General features: G+C 40.5%; 18 protein-coding genes and 1 pseudogene. All 19 read left to right on the top strand.

The features are described from left to right. Positions 1-45 precede the first annotated feature (45 nt). Positions 46-501, top strand: coding sequence for a chemotaxis protein CheW (locus ACFWE9_RS03795; protein ID WP_230158051.1), 456 nt, complete (start codon positions 46-48; stop codon positions 499-501). A 4-nt stretch (positions 502-505) separates the two neighbouring features. After that, positions 506-1,144, top strand: coding sequence for a chemotaxis protein CheC (locus ACFWE9_RS03790; protein ID WP_230158049.1), 639 nt, complete (start codon positions 506-508; stop codon positions 1,142-1,144). After that, positions 1,137-1,639 (top strand): annotated as a pseudogene (locus ACFWE9_RS03785) (chemotaxis protein CheD). The gene ACFWE9_RS03790 and the pseudogene ACFWE9_RS03785 overlap by 8 nt, the downstream one beginning before the upstream one ends. 130 nt (positions 1,640-1,769) lie before the next feature. After that, on the top strand, positions 1,770-2,537 hold the full coding sequence (locus ACFWE9_RS03780; protein ID WP_230158045.1) for a FliA/WhiG family RNA polymerase sigma factor: 768 nt from the start codon (positions 1,770-1,772) through the stop codon (positions 2,535-2,537). Positions 2,538-2,755: 218 nt separating this feature from the next. After that, a complete protein-coding gene (locus tag ACFWE9_RS03775; protein WP_230158043.1) occupies positions 2,756-3,010 on the top strand; it encodes a hypothetical protein in 255 nt (84 codons plus the stop codon). A gap of 61 nt (positions 3,011-3,071) precedes the next feature. Then, positions 3,072-3,710: a hypothetical protein gene (locus ACFWE9_RS03770; RefSeq protein WP_377355659.1), complete on the top strand. Its 639-nt coding sequence runs from the start codon at positions 3,072-3,074 to the stop codon at positions 3,708-3,710. A gap of 152 nt (positions 3,711-3,862) precedes the next feature. Next, on the top strand, positions 3,863-4,576 hold the full coding sequence (gene rpsB / locus ACFWE9_RS03765) for a 30S ribosomal protein S2 (RefSeq protein ID WP_056526825.1): 714 nt from the start codon (positions 3,863-3,865) through the stop codon (positions 4,574-4,576). A gap of 292 nt (positions 4,577-4,868) precedes the next feature. Next, the gene (tsf, locus tag ACFWE9_RS03760; protein ID WP_230158041.1) at positions 4,869-5,753 is read left to right on the top strand and encodes a translation elongation factor Ts; all 885 of its coding nucleotides are present in this window, start codon (positions 4,869-4,871) and stop codon (positions 5,751-5,753) included. A 125-nt stretch (positions 5,754-5,878) separates the two neighbouring features. Next, positions 5,879-6,601: a UMP kinase gene (gene pyrH / locus ACFWE9_RS03755; protein ID WP_057913387.1), complete on the top strand. Its 723-nt coding sequence runs from the start codon at positions 5,879-5,881 to the stop codon at positions 6,599-6,601. 3 nt (positions 6,602-6,604) lie between these two features. Continuing rightward, the gene (frr, locus tag ACFWE9_RS03750) at positions 6,605-7,162 is read left to right on the top strand and encodes a ribosome recycling factor (protein WP_377355657.1); all 558 of its coding nucleotides are present in this window, start codon (positions 6,605-6,607) and stop codon (positions 7,160-7,162) included. Positions 7,163-7,562: 400 nt separating this feature from the next. Beyond that, the gene (locus ACFWE9_RS03745; protein ID WP_230158039.1) at positions 7,563-8,336 is read left to right on the top strand and encodes an undecaprenyl pyrophosphate synthase; all 774 of its coding nucleotides are present in this window, start codon (positions 7,563-7,565) and stop codon (positions 8,334-8,336) included. A gap of 25 nt (positions 8,337-8,361) precedes the next feature. Then, positions 8,362-9,159: a phosphatidate cytidylyltransferase gene (locus tag ACFWE9_RS03740; protein WP_377355655.1), complete on the top strand. Its 798-nt coding sequence runs from the start codon at positions 8,362-8,364 to the stop codon at positions 9,157-9,159. A 43-nt stretch (positions 9,160-9,202) separates the two neighbouring features. After that, on the top strand, positions 9,203-10,363 hold the full coding sequence (gene dxr, locus ACFWE9_RS03735) for a 1-deoxy-D-xylulose-5-phosphate reductoisomerase (protein ID WP_230158037.1): 1,161 nt from the start codon (positions 9,203-9,205) through the stop codon (positions 10,361-10,363). Positions 10,364-10,370: 7 nt separating this feature from the next. Then, positions 10,371-11,639: an RIP metalloprotease RseP gene (gene rseP, locus ACFWE9_RS03730; protein WP_377355653.1), complete on the top strand. Its 1,269-nt coding sequence runs from the start codon at positions 10,371-10,373 to the stop codon at positions 11,637-11,639. Positions 11,640-11,914: 275 nt separating this feature from the next. Then, the gene (locus tag ACFWE9_RS03725) at positions 11,915-13,615 is read left to right on the top strand and encodes a proline--tRNA ligase (protein ID WP_377355651.1); all 1,701 of its coding nucleotides are present in this window, start codon (positions 11,915-11,917) and stop codon (positions 13,613-13,615) included. A 164-nt stretch (positions 13,616-13,779) separates the two neighbouring features. Then, the gene (locus ACFWE9_RS03720) at positions 13,780-18,099 is read left to right on the top strand and encodes a PolC-type DNA polymerase III (RefSeq protein WP_230158020.1); all 4,320 of its coding nucleotides are present in this window, start codon (positions 13,780-13,782) and stop codon (positions 18,097-18,099) included. A 193-nt stretch (positions 18,100-18,292) separates the two neighbouring features. Continuing rightward, positions 18,293-18,766, top strand: a complete 474-nt coding sequence (gene rimP / locus ACFWE9_RS03715; protein ID WP_230158018.1) for a ribosome maturation factor RimP — start codon at positions 18,293-18,295, stop codon at positions 18,764-18,766. A gap of 42 nt (positions 18,767-18,808) precedes the next feature. Then, positions 18,809-19,939, top strand: coding sequence for a transcription termination factor NusA (gene nusA, locus ACFWE9_RS03710; RefSeq protein ID WP_230158015.1), 1,131 nt, complete (start codon positions 18,809-18,811; stop codon positions 19,937-19,939). A gap of 17 nt (positions 19,940-19,956) precedes the next feature. Next, positions 19,957-20,232, top strand: a complete 276-nt coding sequence (gene rnpM / locus ACFWE9_RS03705; protein WP_057913378.1) for an RNase P modulator RnpM — start codon at positions 19,957-19,959, stop codon at positions 20,230-20,232.

Genomic DNA, 20,232 nt, shown 5'->3' with positions numbered 1-20,232 from the left:
AGCTTACCTATCATCATGATTTTTTTGCAAAGAGGAGGGGAATAGATGTCGGAGGATATGAAAGTAATCGTATTTCAAATTAAAGATAAAGAATATGCCATTCCAGTAGATAAAGTGAGCGGAATTGAAAAGCTTCTGCATATAACCAGAGTCCCAAAGGCTGTTCAGTTTGTTAAGGGAGTCATCAATTTAAGGGGAGTCATTACCCCAATTATTGATTTACGGGTCCGTTTTGGATTCGAAGAGGTGGAATACGATGATTCTACAAGGATTATCATAGTCATTCTGGATGATATGGAAGTAGGGTTAATAGTGGATTCAGCTAATGATGTTTTGGATATTCCAGTGGATAGTATTGAGCCGCAGCCTGAAGTTGTGGGTCATTTGGCTTCAGAATACATTAGCGGCGTAGCAAAAATTGAAAAGCGTCTGCTCGTCTTAATTAATTTGGAAAAGGCATTAAGTCTAGAAGTGACTGAAAATATGTTAAAAGAAGGATAATCATATGTCGTTCATTGAAAAAATCAATCCTCTTCAACTCGATATTTTGAAGGAAATTGGCAATATAGGAGCCGGAAATGCAGCAACTGCGCTTTCAGCCATCCTTAATAGGAAAATAGATATGAATGTTCCTAATGTTCGAATCGTATCCTTCGATGAAATGATGGAAATGGCCGGCGGGGCCGATCACGTCGTTGCCAGCGTTTTTCTTAGAATAGAAGGTGACGCATCTGGGAGTATGTTTTTAATCCTTACGCTTCCAGTAGCCCAATACTTGATTCGACAGATGACTGGTGAAGAAACCTTTTCGATAGATTCTACACCCTATACTGAATTGGCATTCTCTAGTCTTCAGGAATTAGGGAATATATTATCGGGATCCTATCTATCTTCACTAGCTGATTTCACTGGATTGAATTTATATCCATCTGTTCCGTCATTGAGCATCGATATGGCAGGCGCGGCTATCAGCTATGGATTATTGGAATTATCCCAAGTAAGTGACGCAGCCATTGTCATTGATACGGTCCTCGAAAAAGATCAGCTACATGCGGAATCCTTTGATGGTCATTTCTTTTTATTGCCTGATCCTGAATTTTTCGATATCATTTTTGCCGCTTTGGGAGTGACACTAAATGACTGATTTGTTACATGTCAAGGTTGTGAAGGTCGGAATAGCGGATATGAATATTATAAAACCTCCCCATTCGATCCGTACTTCCGGGCTAGGGTCTTGTGTTGGTCTTGTGATTTATGACGAAAAAAAAGGGATTGCCGGTTTGGCTCACGTCATGTTGCCTGACTCTTCACTCGCTAAATCGGGTCAGATCAATGTTGCTAAATTTGCGGATACGGCTGTTAAGAAATTAGTGCATCTCTTAGTAAAAGAAGGCGCAAGAATGCCATTCTTAAAGCGAAGTTGGCTGGCGGGGCGCAAATGTTTCAATTTGCCTCAGGGGGGGACTTAATGAGAATAGGTCCCCGGAATGTGGATGCAGTCAAAAAAGAGTTACTTGACTTGCGCATTCAAGTCGTTGCTGAAGATGTTGGGGGGAATAGCGGGAGAACGATCGAATTCAAATTGAACGATTGTTTACTGAATATACGGACCGTAAATAAAGGGACAAAAAGCATATAGAAACGGAAATAGCATTAAAAAAAGCGCAGTTAAAATTATGACAGGATCACAAGAATCAAATTATTGTTGCATCTTGGGCCTTAATGGGCCGATTGTTCATTAAATGTATACAATGTTAGGAGGATGTCCAATGTCTCATCTGACCATCGAAGAAGAACAATTATGTTGGAAAAATTGGGTTGATTGCAGAAATCCGCAGGCCGGGGACATTTTGGTCAAGAAATACATCCCGCTTGTATCGTATCATGTTCAACGCATTTCAGTAAGTCTTCCTAAAAATGTGAGCCGTGATGATATCAGGAGTTTAGGGATGATGGGGTTATTCGATGCGCTTGAGCGTTTTGATACGAATCGAGACCTGAAGTTTGACACATATGCTTCATTTAGAATTCGTGGTGCTATTTTAGATGGATTAAGAAAAGAGGATTGGCTTCCACGGAGTGCAAGAGATAAAGCCAAGAAAATAGAGTCTGCTATTGAAAAGCTAGAGCAGAAATACATGAGGAACCTTTCTCCAAATGAAATTGCAGCTGAATTGAATATACCGGAAGATGATGTATATGCTGCAATAAATGAAAACTTCTTTGCGAACGTATTATCCATGGATGAAAACCCTCAAGAACAAGACGATAAAGAAAGCACAAAATTTCATATTAAAGATGAAAAAACGGATTTACCTGAGGAACATGTGTTAAGGGAAGAACTATATGTGGAATTAGCCGAAGTCATAGAAACGCTTAATGAAAAAGAACAGTTGGTTTTACAACTTTTTTATAAAGAGGAACTAACATTAACCGAAATTGGACAAGTAATGAGCCTATCTACATCTCGGATTTCCCAGATTCACTCAAAAGCAATATATAAATTAAGAAATGCGATGCAAGATCAAAAGAATTAAACATGCTTAGGGGGAACATGGCTGCAACGGATACATACAGGTCACGAGTGCGATTTTCGACGTCGAAGAATCACGACCTTGTCGCCTTTAATCATTTGGTCATGCCCCTTCTTGAACATTTCAAAATCACAGAATTTTTTAAACCGCACTTAGTCTAATAGAATAGGTCCAGGTTTGCAAGGTATTCAAGGCATATTTTTTTAGAAAGGTGGGTGGCCATGAGTTTAAAAGCGATTGAGATGCAAGTTGCTCTCCCCAGAACCTCGGATGCAGGGGAAATTCAAGAGCAAAATCAACAAAAGAGTTTGGTCCAACAGAATCATGCTGCCCATCAAGTCAAAAAGGATTTAGAAAGAAAACAAAAGACCGTAGTAGGTGAAGAGCAAAAGCTTCCTGCTCATTTTTATGAAAAGGAAGGTAATGCAATCAAGGGGCAGACTCGAAAAAAAATAAACAGGAAAAAACAGCAGTGAAAAAAGATCCCCATCCGTATAAAGGAAATAGGATTGACTATTCCGGTTTATAGGAGGCAACATGTTAGTATTTTTTATGTTTGTGTTGTTTGTTTTGAATATATTCACCATTTTTGCCATCGTCATTTTATATCTTCGTCAAAACCGTTTAAGTAAGCTGGAAAAAGACCAAAAAGCAATCATAGGAGAAATGGAACAACTTTTGTCTGGTTATTTGATGGAGATGAAAGAAGATAACGAGACATTGGTTCAGGCATTCACCAATTCGGTAGCGATGAAATCCGGGGTTGATACAAATGAACAAGAACATGGGCCATTAAATGAAACCATGGGAGAGAAAGAAGTCAAGCAAGAACAAAACATGATGCAAGGGCATCATGAGGGAAGGCGTGTCACCTTTAAAAAGCAGGCTATCAACGCTTATAAAAAAATGCCTGAAGAACAAGAGTACAATACTTTACCAGTAATAGATGAGGACAAATTGGAGCTTTCCGCAGCAGCCATTTCCCCCTCATTCGAGGGTAATTCGACCGGTAAAGAATTTGCGGACATGTTACAGGCTTCGTTAAATGAACGATCACTAAATGAACAAGTGAAAATGTTAGCTGATCAAGGACATTCAATAAAAGAAATCGCCAAAAAGTTAAATCGCGGCCAAACGGAAATTGAACTATTACTAAAGTTTCGTATGAATAGATAAATATTTCTTGATTGTGCAGAGTCGTTATGATATATTATGAAATGGTGTTAATACACACGCCCCGTGATTCTTGCAGATGGTGCTGTTTCGACAGTTTCTGTATGAAAATGATCGGTGCGGAGGAAAAACAAAACCATTTAGGAGGAACTAAAATGTCAGTCATTTCTATGAAACAATTGCTTGAAGCTGGTGTGCATTTCGGACACCAAACACGTCGCTGGAACCCGAAAATGAAGAAATATATCTTCACTGAGCGTAACGGCATCTACATCATCGACCTTCAAAAAACAGTTAAAAAGGTTGAAGAAGCTTATAACTTCGTGAAAGAACTAGCTGCTAACGGTGGAACTGTTCTTTTCGTTGGTACTAAAAAACAAGCTCAAGAGTCTGTTAAAGAAGAAGCTATCCGTTCTGGTATGTACTATGTAAACCAACGTTGGTTAGGTGGAACTTTAACAAACTTTGAAACAATCCAAAAACGTATTACTCGTCTTAAAGATATCGAAAAAATGGAAGCAAACGGAACTTTCGAAGTACTTCCTAAAAAAGAAGTTATCCAACTTAAAAAAGAATGGGATCGCTTAGAGAAATTCTTAGGCGGTATTAAAGATATGAAGACTCTTCCAGATGCGATCTTCGTTATCGACCCTCGCAAAGAGCGTATTGCTGTTGCGGAAGCTCACAAATTACACATTCCACTTGTTGGTATCGTTGATACAAACTGTGATCCGGATGAAATCGATGTAGTTATTCCTGCGAATGACGATGCAATCCGTGCTGTTAAATTATTAACAGGTAAAATGGCAGATGCTATCTTAGAAGCTAAACAAGGCGAAGAAACAGCTACTGAAACAACAACTGCTTAATAAGTAAAAAAGGTTGCTTATTCAGTGAGAAAAAAGGTGATAAGAGGATAATGCCTTTTATCCCTTTTTTTTGCACTAAATAAGCATACATAAATCACCGTGTGAATGAAAAAGGCATGGTTGGTTTTCAGGAAAGGAAAATCATTCAGTTCAGTCAATTTGACTGACTAAGTGGGTGATTCTTCTGGAATTCTGCCAAGAATCGTTATTTTCTTTGGTGATAACAAGTATTTTCTGGCAAAAATGGGTAAAGATTGAATAAACTGCATTTAATTTGAGGAGGATATATATTATGGCAATCACTGCACAATTAGTTAAAGAATTGCGTGAAAAAACTGGTGCCGGTATGATGGACTGTAAAAAGGCACTTGTACAAACAGAAGGCGATATGGAAAAAGCAATCGATTTCCTACGTGAAAAAGGAATTGCAAAAGCAGCTAATAAAGGTGACCGTATTGCTGCTGAAGGTTTAAGTTCTATCGTTGTAGAAGGAAACCAAGCGGTTATTCTTGAAGTGAATTCAGAAACTGATTTCGTTGCTAAAAACGAAGGCTTCCAAACTCTTGTTAAAGAATTAGCAGCATTCCTTATTGCTAACAAACCTGAAAGCGTTGAAGTTGCTCTTGAACAAACAATGGAAAATGGAGCAAAAGTTGCAGATCATATCAATGCTGCAGTTGCTAAAATCGGGGAAAAATTAACTCTTCGCCGTTTTGAAGTTGTTACAAAAACAGATAACGACGCATTCGGTGCATACCTTCACATGGGTGGACGTATCAGCGTACTATCAGTACTTGAAGGTACAACTGACGAAGAGGCAGCTAAAGGCGTTTCAATGCATATCGCTGCGATTAACCCTAAATATATCTCTCGCGACCAAGTTGATGCTAGCGAATTAGACCGCGAACGCGAAGTTCTTACTCAGCAAGCGCTTAATGAAGGTAAACCTGAAAAAATCGTTGCGAAAATGGTTGAAGGACGTATCAATAAATTCTACGAAGAAATCTGTGTTAACGAACAAGCTTTCGTTAAAAACCCGGATCAAAAAGTGGGACAATTCGTTGAATCAAAAGGCGGAAAAATCCTATCATTCGTTCGTTATGAAGTAGGGGAAGGTCTTGAAAAACGTCAAGAAAACTTTGCTGAAGAAGTAATGAACCAAGTTAAAAAAGACTAATTGTCAGATAATTAATAATAGGGAACACTCTGGTGTTCCCTATTTTTTGAAATGTCATGAATTTTTGGTAGTATTGCAAGAAAGCATGATGAACGAATGAAAAGATTACATAGTTGGAGGTTCTCATGAGTAACGCTAAATATAAACGTGTCGTTTTAAAACTAAGTGGCGAAGCATTAGCCGGTGAAGAAGGATTTGGAATTAACCCTGCAGTAATTAAATCTATTGCTGAACAAGTCAAGGAAGTGGCTGAGCTTGATGTGGAAGTGGCTGTTGTTGTCGGCGGCGGAAACATTTGGCGCGGGAAAATAGGCAGTGAAATGGGCATGGATCGTGCTAATGCCGATTATATGGGTATGCTGGCTACAGTCATGAACTCATTGGCATTACAAGACAGCCTTGATCAGCTTGGAATTGAAACGCGCGTGCAAACTTCCATTGAGATGAGACAAGTCGCAGAACCATACATTAGACGCCGTGCAATCAGGCATCTAGAGAAAAAGAGAGTGGTGATTTTTGCAGCTGGTACAGGTAATCCATACTTCTCAACGGATACCACTGCCGCCCTGCGTGCTGCTGAAATTGAAGCTGATGTCATCTTGATGGCGAAGAATAATGTGGATGGCGTTTACAATGCAGATCCGGTAAAAGACAAAAATGCAGTGAAGTATGATGAACTTTCCTATCTTGATGTGATTAAAGAAGGATTGGAAGTGATGGATTCGACTGCGTCCTCACTGTGCATGGACAATGATATTCCATTGATTGTCTTCTCGATTATGGAAAAAGGTAATATTAAACGAGCCGTTCTAGGCGAAACGCTTGGAACAATTGTAAGGGGGAAATAAAAGATGCCGAAACAAGTTATTTCGAATGCGAAAACGAAAATGGAAAAAGCCATTGGAGCTTACACACGTGAATTAGCCAGCATCCGTGCCGGAAGGGCAAATGCCTCATTGCTTGATAGAATCTCGATCGATTATTATGGTTCACCAACACCTGTAAATCAGGTGGCTGGTATTTCTGTCCCTGAAGCTAGACTTTTAGTCATTCAACCTTATGATAAAACCGTATTAGGTGAGATTGAAAAAGCGATCTTGAAATCAGACTTAGGCTTAAATCCTTCTAATGATGGTTCAATCATCAGGATAGCCATTCCAGCGTTAACTGAGGAACGTAGAAAAGAGCTTGTGAAAGTTGTCAAGAAAGAAGCGGAAGAAGCAAAAATAGCTGTCCGTAACGTGCGTCGCGATGCTAATGATGATTTGAAAAAGCTTGAAAAAAATGGTGAAATCACGGAAGATGATTTACGTGGCTATGTCGATGACATTCAAAAGATGACAGATGGCAATATCACGAAAGTCGATGAGATTACCAAAGATAAAGAAAAAGAAATTTTGGAAGTATAATTTCTACTTAAAGCAATGATTAAATTAAGAGGGCCGAATCCATACTGGGTCATGTCGTGGTTCTAACATATAGGTGTGCTTAAAAGAGAAAACTGTTATAATAAGGTTTCTCCGATAATGATTACTCCTTGAGTTAGTATGTTGCATGCAAACGTTGGAGGTGGTCCTTTTTTTGCTTTTTATATGGGAATCTTAACCGGTTTTAGAATAAAAGAAGTAATGATTTCTGCCTTTCTCGCTTCTAATGAAGAAATAATTTTCATAATAATAATATGAGAACCAGTTTTTTTTTGATATTATAATATAGATTCTTTTTAAGCGGCAGAAAGCTTGATATACATAGTGCACGAAAATTTTGCCTTTGTAGAGAGATAAGTACAACCTGATGGGGGACTAACATATGTATTCACTATGGAAGCGTTTCGTTAAAAAAGATGCTTCTTCCGATGTAACAAATAGGATTCAGCATATTAAGAAGTTTGATGTTCCTCAACATATCGCCATCATTATGGATGGAAACGGCCGTTGGGCCAAAAAGCGTGCAATGCCACGTGTGGCGGGTCATCATGAAGGAATGAAAACCGTTCGTAAAATTACGAAGGTTGCCAATAATTTAGGGGTCAAAACTTTGACTGTCTATGCGTTTTCCACTGAAAACTGGAAACGTCCAAAAAGTGAAGTCGACTTTTTAATGAAGCTTCCCCAGGAATTTCTTGGGACATTTTTGCCTGAACTCATTTCTGAAAATGTAAGGGTGGAAACGATTGGCGACTTGTCACTCATTCCTTCACATACTCAAAATGCCGTGAAACGAGCGATGGAAGACACGAAGGATAATGATGGGATGATTCTGAATTTCGCCCTGAACTATGGGAGCCGTGGAGAGATTGTATCTGCAGTGAATAACATCATTCAAGATGCTAAGAATGGTATAATAAAGGAAAATGTATCTGAGGAAATGATATCCAGTTACTTAATGACCAAACATTTGTCAGATCCGGATTTACTGATTCGTACAAGTGGCGAAATCCGTTTAAGTAATTTCATGCTTTGGCAGTCGGCTTATACTGAACTGTGGTTTACTGAGGTGCTATGGCCGGACTTTAGTGAAGAGCATTTATTGCAGGCAGTTGAGGAGTATCAAAAGCGTTCACGAAGATTCGGTGGCGTTTAATGCAGAAGGCGAGGAAAATGGAATAATGAAACAACGAATTATTACGGCGGTCGTAGTTGCCGCTATCTTCATTCCACTAGTTATTTTAGGGGGCATTCCCTTTTTACTGACGGTTTATCTGTTAGGATCCATTGGTTTGTATGAACTGATGAAAATGAAAAATTTACGTGTACTCTCTTTTGAAGCGATTCTTTCACACATTTTATTGTGGGTACTTTTATTGCCTCATGAATATACTGCTTTTTTAGAGGAAATAAATTACGATAAAGTACAAGTCTTCTTAATCGGGGTTTTGCTGCTGCTGCTTTATACAGTTGTTTCAAAAAATCGTTTTACTTTTGATGACGCAGGCTTTTTAGTGATTTCAATCCTATACTTGGGAATTGGTTTTTACTATCTATTCGAAACACGTGACTCTGCAGGAATGGGTTTGATTTATATCTTGCTTACCCTATTTACGATCTGGGCAACCGATTCCGGGGCCTACTTCATAGGTAAATCACTTGGTAAAAGAAAGCTATGGCCAGAAATAAGTCCAAACAAGACGGTGGAAGGATTTATCGGCGGGTTATTCTCCGCGATGATCGTGGGTGCTTTATTTTATGCCTTCTCCAGCCTTGACTACACGTTATTACAATTATTAATGATTTCATTGATCATTGGGGTTTTCGGCCAATTGGGTGATCTCGTCCAATCGGCATACAAACGTCATTATGGGGTAAAGGATTCAGGGAAGCTTCTTCCGGGGCACGGTGGGATTTTGGACAGGCTTGATAGCGTGATATTCATTTTACCGATTTTGCATTTATTGCATGTTTTATAATATAAATATAGGCAAGCGTTATATGAATTAGGAGATGAGCAATTTGAAAAATATCAGCCTATTGGGCGCAACAGGTTCGATTGGTCAACAAACAGCGGATGTGGTAAGGTCCCATCCTGATCAATTCAAGATAGTGGCGCTTTCAGCTGGAAAGAATATAGAATTGGTAAGGACTTTTATAAAAGAGTTTGAACCGAAACTGGTTTCAGTCCAGACGGAAGAAGATTATCATGTTTTGAAAAGTGAATTCTTCAGCCGAAAAGATATCGAATTCATGTATGGCGATGAGGGATTGACTGCAGTGGCTGTGTATGATCAAGCGACGATATTGGTCAATGCTGTCATTGGAAGCGTGGGACTTTATCCGACGCTGTCTGCAATCAAGGCTAAAAAGGATATTGCCATCGCCAACAAGGAGACGTTGGTAACAGCAGGTCATTTGGTCATAAGTGAAGCTAAAAAGGCGGGAGTTAGATTACTCCCGGTTGATAGTGAGCATTCTGCTATTTTTCAAGCACTGCAGGGTGAAAAGGAAAAAAATATAGAACGTCTCATCATTACCGCTTCAGGCGGAAGCTTCCGGGATCGAAACAGGGAAGAATTGAAGGGTGTAACGGTGGACGAGGCATTGAATCATCCGAACTGGTCAATGGGAGCTAAAATTACGATTGATTCAGCTTCAATGATGAATAAGGGGTTGGAAGTGATTGAGGCCCACTGGTTATTCGATCTTCCATACGATAAAATTGATGTATTGCTACATAAGGAGAGTATCATCCATTCCATGGTTGAATTTCAAGACTCCAGCGTCATTGCCCAACTGGGGACACCGGATATGCGAGTTCCGATCCAATATGCACTTACTTATCCAGACCGGATGCCACTTACAGGGCGCAAACGTCTGAACTTAGCTGAAGCAGGAAAGCTGCATTTTAACGAAATGGATTTCTCCAGATATCCTTGTTTGCAATTTGCCTATGAAGCGGGTAAGATTGGCGGAACGATGACAACGGTGTTGAATGCCGCTAACGAAGCGGCAGTTGCTGCATTCTTATCTGGAAAGGTATCTTTCCTTGATATTGAGACGTTGATTGAAAAAGCGCTGAATCAGCATTCCGTCATAGCTCTCCCAGATTTAGAAACGATTTCTGAAGTGGATATTATGACAAGGCAGTATATAGAAACTTTAGTGAAAGATAGGTGACCGGAACATGCAGACTTTAGAAACGATTATAGCTTTCATCATCATTTTTGGCGCTCTTGTATTTTTCCATGAGCTTGGACACTTAGTGTTTGCAAAGCGTGCCGGGATTTTATGCCGGGAGTTCGCAATCGGTTTCGGACCAAAAGTATTCACGTATAAAAAGAAGGAAACCGTTTATACGATTCGATTGCTTCCTCTGGGCGGGTACGTGCGTATGGCTGGTGAAGACGCAGAAAATATCGAACTGAAGCCCGGGTATCGTGTGGGATTAATGTTTGATCATGATGAGAATGTTACAAAAATCATTTTGAACAATAAAGATAAATATCCTGATATTCGTCTTGTTGAAGTTGAAGTGATCGATCTTGATCATAAACTTATCCTAACCGGTTATGAAGAGGGTGAGGAAGATACATTAAAGACGTTTGCCATTCATAAAGAAGCGGTAATCGTTGAAAATGGTGTGGAGAATCAGATTGCTCCATTTGACCGGCAATTTGCCTCTAAATCGCTTGGGCATCGCTTCCTTACGATTGTAGCAGGACCTGCAATGAACTTTGTTTTGGCTTTTGTCATTTTTGTTTTAATCGCCTTGTTTCAAGGAGTCGTGGTGGATGAAGCGAAACTTGGTGAACTGACTGCAGATGGTTCGGCAGTAAACGCCGGGTTAAAATCGGGGGATGTCATTCAATCCATTGAAGGGACGGAAGTCTCATCTTGGGGAGATGTTCAGGAAAGTATCCAAAAGCACCCTGGGCAAGAGATCGAGTTTGTCGTTGATAGGGATGGGAAAACATTAGAAGTGCCGGTCGTTCCACAAGAAGTGGAAAGGGAAGGTAAGAAGATTGGAATTATCGGTGTGTACCCTCCTGTTGAAAAAGCACCGATTAAAGCTATTCAATACGGTTTTACAGAAACATATTTCTGGACAAAACAAATCTTCATCATCCTTGGAGATCTCGTAACGGGCGGATTTACGATAGATAGTCTATCTGGTCCTGTAGGAATATATAAATCCACTGAAGAAGTAGCGAAACAAGGTATATTCACATTGATGAAATGGGCAGGGCTTCTCAGCATTAACCTGGGAATCATGAACTTGCTGCCGCTACCGGCATTGGATGGAGGAAGACTGTTATTCTTTGTTGTCGAATTCTTAAGAGGAAAACCAATCGACCGCCAAAAAGAAGGAATGGTTCACTTCATCGGTTTTGCTTTACTGATGCTATTGATGATCGTCGTTACATGGAATGATATCCAGCGATTCTTCTTGTGAGACTTTCTTGGGTAAGAAAAAACAGGCCAGCAGATTTATCTGTTGGCTGTTTCTTATTTTAAGAATGACTAGTATTTCCTTAGTTTTTTAACTGTTTCAGGGAAATAGTTTGTTTTCTAGGGAAATCGTAAGTATAATCGATAATGAGTATAATAACAGCTTTTCTGAATTACGAAGAAAGACTTTTATGTATTGATATGATCATATCCATTCTGCGGTACGATTTTTACCGTAGTCACAGTTTAATTTAAAGGAATTATTGAAGAGGTGCAGATATGAAACAAAGTATGACGTTAATCCCTACATTAAGAGAAGTGCCTGCAGATGCTGAAATCAAAAGTCATCAGCTTTTATTGCGTGCAGGATTTATGAGACAAAATTCCAGCGGGGTTTATAGTTTTATGCCACTTGGAAAAAAGGTGCTTCAAAAGGTAGAAGCGATCGTTAGGGAAGAGATGGAGAATGCTGGAGCAGTTGAACTATTGATGCCGGCTTTACAACAAGCCGAATTCTGGCAGGAATCAGGGCGCTGGTATACCTATGGCCCAGAGTTGATGCGCCTTAAGGATCGCAACAACCGTGAATTTGCACTTGGTGCCACACATGAAGAAGTGATAACGAGCTTAGTTCGTGATGAGGTGAAATCCTACAAGCGTCTTCCTTTAACGGTATATCAAATCCAAACCAAATTCCGTGATGAACAAAGACCACGTTTTGGATTGTTGCGTGGGCGTGAATTCATCATGAAAGATGCTTATTCTTTCCATGCTAATCAAGAAAGCCTTGATGCTGTTTATAAAAGAATATATGCGGCGTATTCAAACATTTTTAGCCGTTGTGGCTTGGACTTCCGTGCCGTCATTGCCGATTCAGGGGCTATGGGCGGAAAGGATACACATGAATTCATGGTCCTATCTGAAATAGGGGAAGATACGATCGCCTATTCGGATACTTCCGATTATGCAGCTAATATTGAAATGGCTCCGGTAAGTGTTAAATATGAAAAAAGTCAAGAAGCACAAATTGCACTTGAGAAAATTCATACACCTGGTCAAAAATCGATTGAAGAAGTTGCTTCATTCTTAAATACTGATGCAGAAAAACTGATCAAATCGTTATTGTTTAAAGTGGATGAGAAGAATGTGCTTGTATTGGTACGAGGCGATCATGAAGTCAATGATATCAAGTTGAAGAATTTCTATAACGCTTCAATCGTTGAATTGGCTGATCCAAACGAGACGAAAGAAATTTTAGGATGTTCGATTGGATCCCTTGGACCAATCAATGTCACTTCTGAGGTAGAAGTGATTGCTGATGTTGCCGTCGAAGCGATGGTTAATGGAATCTGTGGTGCAAATGATGAAGATCATCATTATGTGAACGTAAATCCAGAACGCGATTTTAAAGTGGCCAATTATATTGATCTTCGTTTCATTCGGGAGGGCGACCCATCACCTGATGGAAACGGAAAAATTAAATTTGCCAAAGGGATTGAGGTAGGCCACGTGTTCAAACTTGGAACTAAATATTCCGAAGCGATGAATGCGACATTCCTTGATGAGAATGGACGGTCACAGCCTATGATCATGGGCTGCTATGGAATTGGTGTTTCCCGCACACTTGCTGCTGTAGCTGAACAATTCAACGACGATAAAGGGTTGGTGTGGCCTGCAAACTTAGCACCATACGAAGTTCATTTGATTCCAATCAATATGAAGGATGAAGCCCAGGCTGCCCTTGGTGAAGATTTGTATAATGAGCTAAAGGCCCAAGGCATGGATGTTCTGATGGATGATCGTCAAGAACGTGCAGGCGTAAAATTTGCCGACTCTGACCTGATCGGTCTTCCTGTCAGGGTAACGGTAGGTAAAAAGGCATCTGAGGGAATCGTCGAAGTGAAGATCCGTAAAACAGGTGAGGTTCTTGAAATTGAAAGAGCTGAACTATCTCAAAAGCTTCAAGAAATACTGGGATAATTTAATAATAGGGGAATTAGGCATCATTCAATTGGATGATGCCTTTCCTTTTCATGGATTTGGATACTAGAGAAACAATCGTGATATGATATAATAACCACTGATATCAAACGAAAATGCTAGTGAATAATATCTTAAGAGATAGTAGATAGGGGAGAGAGGGAATGGATCAAAATCCAAATAGCGGTAGAGAGAGATTTCAACTCTTGCTCCAGCAAATGGACTTGACTGAGGATGCCTTTGTGAATTATTTCATAGGTGCCGAAATTGATAAGCTCTCAATCGAGAGGGAGTCCAAAACATGGCATTTTGCCTTTAATATACCTGCATTAATTCCTTGCAGTGTTCATACAAGACTTGCTACTCATTTAGCAAGTACGTTTTCCCATATTGCGAAGGTCACATTCAACTTGAATGTGGCCAATCCGCAAGTGACGGAACAATTGGTAAAAGAGTATTGGAAAAACTGCATTGGCGAGCTTGAAGGCATGTCTCCGGCCCTGTTATCACTCTTGAATGAACAAGAGCCAACAGTGAATGGATATAAGCTGATCGTTAGCGCCCGAAATGATACCGAGGCCGTCCAGCTGAAACGAAAATACTCCGGGATCATTTCTAATATCTACCAAACATTCGGTTTTCCTCCGTTGACACTGGAAGCGGAAGTGAAGGAAACGGTTTCTAATCCTGATTACCAGAAGTTTTTAGAAGAGAAACAAAAGGAAGACGCAGAAAAGGGACTTGCTGCCCTGGTGGAAATGCAGAAGAAAGAATCGGAAAAAGGCGGCGACGATGTTTACGAAGGACCGGTTAAAATTGGCTATACGATTAAAGAAGATGCGGATTTCCGCCGGATCGAACAGATTATCGATGAAGAGCGCAGGATTGCGATCGAAGGCTTCGTATTTGATGCAGAAGTGCGTGAGTTACGCAGCGGCCGCAGCCTATTGACGTTTAAAGTCACCGATTATACGAGCTCGATATTGGTCAAAATGTTTTCGCGTGATAAAGAAGATGCTGCCATACTTGCCCGTGTGAAAAAAGGGATGTGGGTACGTGCCCAAGGCAGTATCCAAAATGATACATTCGTACGTGATCTGGTAATGATCGCTAATGATATAAATGAAATTTCTAAACAAGGAAGGCAGGATAAGGCTCCTGAAGGAGAAAAGCGCGTAGAACTGCATATGCATACCCCAATGAGCCAGATGGATGCAGTGACACCTACTTCAGCACTTGTTGCCCAGGCTGCCAAGTGGGGGCATAAGGCTGTTGCCATTACGGATCATGCAGGTGCCCAATCATTCCCTGAGGCTTACAGTGCAGGGAAGAAGAATGGCATCAAAATCCTTTATGGTGTCGAAGTGAACCTAGTGAATGATGGTGTGCCCATCGTTTATAATGAGGCGCATATTGCTTTGGCAGATGCCACGTATGTTGTGTTTGACGTAGAGACGACAGGACTGTCAGCCGTTTATGATACGATCATTGAATTTGCAGCAGTGAAAATTCGTGATGGGGACATCATTGATCGATTCGAGTCCTTCGCGAATCCACATCATCCATTATCCAATACGACGATAGAATTGACGGGAATAACAGATGATCTTGTAGAGAATGCTCCTGAAGTCTCTGAAGTGCTGGAAAAGTTCAAGGCTTGGGCAGGAGATGCAATCCTGGTTGCCCACAACGCAACCTTCGATATGGGCTTTTTGAATATAGGTTATAAAAACCTGGGATATTCCAAAGCATCCAACCCTGTTCTGGATACATTGGAACTTGCCCGCTTTCTTTATCCGGAATTTAAAAATCACCGGTTAAATACATTATGTAAAAAGTTCGATATCGATTTGACCCAGCATCATAGGGCCATTTATGATGCTGAAGCTACTGGTTACTTAATGCTGAAGATGCTGAAGGATGCAATGGAAAAAGACATTACCCATCATGATCAGCTTAATGACAATATGGGTAAAGGCAATGCGTACCAACGCTCCCGTCCGTCCCATTGTACGTTGATCGCGCAAACACAGGCTGGTTTAAAAAACCTTTTTAAATTAGTTTCAATATCGCATATGGATTATTTTTATCGTGTGCCCCGGTTACCCCGTTCACAACTTAAAAAGTATCGTGAAGGAATTCTGGTCGGATCGGGATGCGATAAAGGGGAAGTTTTTGAAGGGATGATGCAGAAGGGCTTTGAGGAAGTCGTCGATATCGCCGAATTTTACGACTATCTTGAAATCCATCCGAAGGAAGTGTATCAGCATTTGATTGAGCTTGAATATGTCCGGGATGATAAATCGTTAGAAACGATCATCTCAAATATCGTCAAGCTTGGTGAAAAATTGGATAAGCCTGTCGTTGCCACTGGGAATGTACATTATTTGGACCCTAATGATAAAATTTACCGTAAAATCCTTGTGAACTCACAAGGTGGAGCAAACCCGCTTAATCGTCATAAGCTTCCTGATGTACATTTCCGGACTACTGATGAAATGCTACGGGAATTCTCCTTCCTTGGTTCTGAGAAAGCCAAAGAGGTCGTGGTAACCAACACGAATAAAGTAGCGGATATGATTGAAGAAATCAAGCCAATTAAAGATGAGTTATATACACCTAAAATTGAAGGTGCAGAAGAAGAGATGCGTGAGATGAGTTATGGCATGGCGAGGAAGATTTATGGAGAGAACCTGCCGGAAATCGTGGAAGCTCGTCTTGAGAAAGAATTGAAAAGCATCATTGGTCATGGTTTTGCTGTTATTTATTTAATCTCTCACAAACTAGTTAAAAAATCTTTGAATGATGGGTATCTTGTTGGCTCAAGGGGATCTGTTGGATCATCCTTTGTTGCCACGATGACTGAAATTACAGAGGTAAACCCTCTTCCGCCGCATTATGTATGTCCGAAGTGCAAGAAATCGGAATTCTTCAATGACGGTTCGGTAGGTTCCGGGTTTGACCTGCCTGATAAAGACTGTCCCGATTGTGGAATTGCTTATACAAAGGACGGCCATGATATCCCGTTTGAAACCTTCCTTGGCTTTAAAGGGGATAAGGTTCCCGATATCGACTTGAACTTCTCCGGTGAATACCAGCCGAAAGCACATAACTACACGAAGGTCTTATTCGGGGAAGAATATGTATACCGTGCGGGAACGATTGGTACAGTCGCTGAAAAAACGGCATATGGGTATGTAAAAGGATACTCCGCTGATAATAACATCCACATGCGCGGGGCTGAGACTGATCGCCTTGTTGCCGGTTGTACTGGGGTGAAAAGGACAACAGGACAGCATCCAGGCGGAATCATCGTTGTTCCGGATTATATGGATATTTATGATTTCACACCTATTCAGTTCCCTGCTGATGACAGGAACTCCGAGTGGAAAACGACTCATTTTGATTTCCATTCCATTCATGATAATATTTTGAAATTAGATATACTTGGTCACGATGATCCGACTGTAATCCGGATGCTTCAAGATTTGAGTGGCATCGATCCAAAGACAGTTCCTACAGATGATCCAGTAGTAATGAAAATATTCAGCAGTACTGAATCATTAGGAGTGACTGAAGAGCAGATCATGTGTAAAACGGGTACACTCGGCATTCCCGAGTTTGGAACGCGTTTCGTTAGGCAAATGCTTGAAGATACGAAACCTACAACATTTTCCGAGCTTGTCCAGATCTCGGGATTATCACATGGTACGGATGTATGGTTGAGCAATGCACAGGAATTGATTCACAATCGCATTTGTACATTAAGTGAGGTTATCGGCTGCCGGGATGATATTATGGTCTATCTGATTTATCAAGGACTCGATCCTTCCCTGGCGTTTAAAATTATGGAATCTGTACGTAAAGGGAAAGGGCTTTCTGAGGAATTTGAAGAGGAAATGCGGAAAAATGAGGTACCGGAATGGTATATCGATTCATGTAAGAAGATTAAATACATGTTTCCTAAAGCCCATGCTGCAGCTTACGTATTAATGGCTGTCCGGATTGCCTATTTTAAAGTGCATCTGCCTTTATTGTATTATGCAGCCTATTTCACAGTACGTGCCGATGATTTCGAAATCGACGCCATGACACGGGGTTCGCAAGCGATCAAATCAAAAATGGAAGAAATCATGGTAAAAGGATTGGATGCATCCACTAAGGAAAAGAATACTTTGACAGTTCTTGAACTGGCTTTGGAAATGTGTGAACGAGGATTTGCATTTGCTAAAGTGGATTTGTACAAATCCAGTGCTGACCAATTCCTTATTGAAGGAAACACTTTGATTCCGCCTTTCAATTCGATACCTGGTCTTGGAACGAATGCCGCCATCAATATCGTCAACGCACGCAAGAATGGCGAATTCCTTTCGAAAGAAGACCTCCAACAACGAGGGAAAGTTTCGAAGACCATTCTTGAATACCTTGATAAACAAGGGTGTCTGGAGTCATTGCCTGAACAAAATCAGTTATCATTATTTTAAAGTGGATACGGATGTCAAAAAGGAAGAAACAGACATGGTATTTGCATAAATATCTTGATTATGGTATATTTTTATTGGAAATACTAAGAGGAACCAATGGCAAGAGTGGGGAAACCCACTCTTTCGTGTTGTATTGACCATTTAATTTTGAATCCGAAACCAAGCGCATACAACGCACGTATGGAGGAAACAAATGAGTAAAAAGGTAACGGAAGTTGTAGAGGAATTAGCATTACCAATTCTTGAGGAATTGCAGCTTGAATTAGTCGAAGTGGAGTATGTGAAGGAAGGTAAAAGCTGGTTCCTTCGAGTTTACATTGATAAAGAAACAGGCGTAGATATTGAAGATTGCGGAAATGTGAGTGAAAAACTCAGTGAAAAGCTTGATGAGGTTGATCCGATTCCACAAAATTATTTTCTCGAAGTTTCATCACCCGGAGCTGAAAGGCCTCTGAAAAAAGAGAAGGATTTCCTTAATGCTATCGGTAAAAATGTTTACATAAAAACATACGAGCCCATTTTAGATGAAAAAGAATTCGAAGGAATCCTAATCAGTTTCGATGGTAAAGAAGTGACAATCGAAGTCAGAATCAAGACAAGAAAGAAAACGATCGTCATACCATTCGAAAAGGTAGCCAAAGCAAGATTGGCGATTACCTTCTCTTAAGTCAAGCAAATCATTAATTAAATATCCGTAAGGGGGATCACCATGGGCAATGAGTTATTGGATGCTCTCTATATTTTAGAAAACGAAAAAGGAATTTCCAGGGAAGTTTTGATCGACGCGATTGAAGCTGCACTTATTTCGGCATACCGCCGTAACTTTAACCAAGCACAAAATGTACGTATCGACTTGAATCTTGGTAAAGGAACTATGCGTGTATTTGCGAGAAAAGACGTTGTTGACGAGGTATTCGATTCACGTTTGGAAATTTCTGTTGAAGAAGCAAGAGCAATTGATCCCAACTATCAGTTAGATGACGTTGTCGAAATGGAAGTTACGCCTAAGGATTTCGGCCGTATTGCTGCTCAAACTGCAAAACAAGTCGTTACCCAAAGGGTGCGTGAAGCAGAACGAGGCATCATTTATGCCGAATTCATTGATCGCGAAGAGGATATCATGACTGGAATCGTTCAACGCCAGGATTCTCGCTTCATATATGTAAGCTTAGGTAAAATTGAAGCTTTGCTGCCCGTGAATGAGCAAATGCCGAATGAACAGTATAAACCTCATGATCGCATTAAAGTTTTCATCACGAAAGTTGAAAAGACGTCGAAGGGCCCGCAAATTTTTGTATCCCGATCACATCCTGGACTTTTAAAACGTTTATTCGAAATCGAAGTGCCTGAAATTTTTGATGGAACGGTTGAAATCAAGTCAGTTGCCCGCGAAGCAGGTGACCGTTCAAAAATCTCCGTTCACTCCGATAACGAAGAAGTCGATCCTGTCGGTTCCTGTGTAGGTCAAAAAGGACAACGTGTTCAGGCCATCGTCAATGAATTAAAAGGGGAAAAAATCGATATCGTTAAATGGTCTGAGAATCCGGTCATTTTCGTTGCGAATGCTTTAAGCCCTTCAAAAGTCCTTGAAGTTATCGTAAAAGAAGAAGAAAAAGCGACGACTGTTATCGTCCCTGATTATCAACTATCACTAGCAATTGGTAAGCGGGGGCAAAATGCCCGCTTAGCTGCCAAACTTACTGGCTGGAAAATTGATATCAAGAGTGAAACGGAAGCCCGCGAAGCTGGTATTTATCCAGTGGAAGAACAGGAATTCCTTTTAAGCAGAGATAGTTATGTTAATGAAGAGGAAAATGAATTCGAAGAGGATAACGAGTAATCCAGAGGTGAAAAAAGATGAATAGCCGAAAAAAAATCCCGATGCGTAAATGTGTAGCCACAGGCGAAATGAAGCCGAAGAAAGAACTCATTCGCATCGTTCGATCTAAAGAAGGGGAAGTCAGCCTAGATCCGACCGGAAAGAAATCGGGAAGGGGAGCTTATTTAACTCTTGATCGGGATATTATCGAGCTGGCCAAAAAGAAAAACGTGCTGGCTAATCACCTTAGTACCCAAATCGATTCTTCCCTTTATGAACAATTGCTTGAATTAGTGAATAAGGAGAAAAACTAA

The organism is Peribacillus sp. NPDC060253, from assembly GCF_042727425.1.
Classification (GTDB): domain Bacteria; phylum Bacillota; class Bacilli; order Bacillales; family DSM-1321; genus Peribacillus.
Note: the sequence above shows the minus strand (reverse complement) of the source record. Positions and strands in the feature narration are given on the sequence as shown.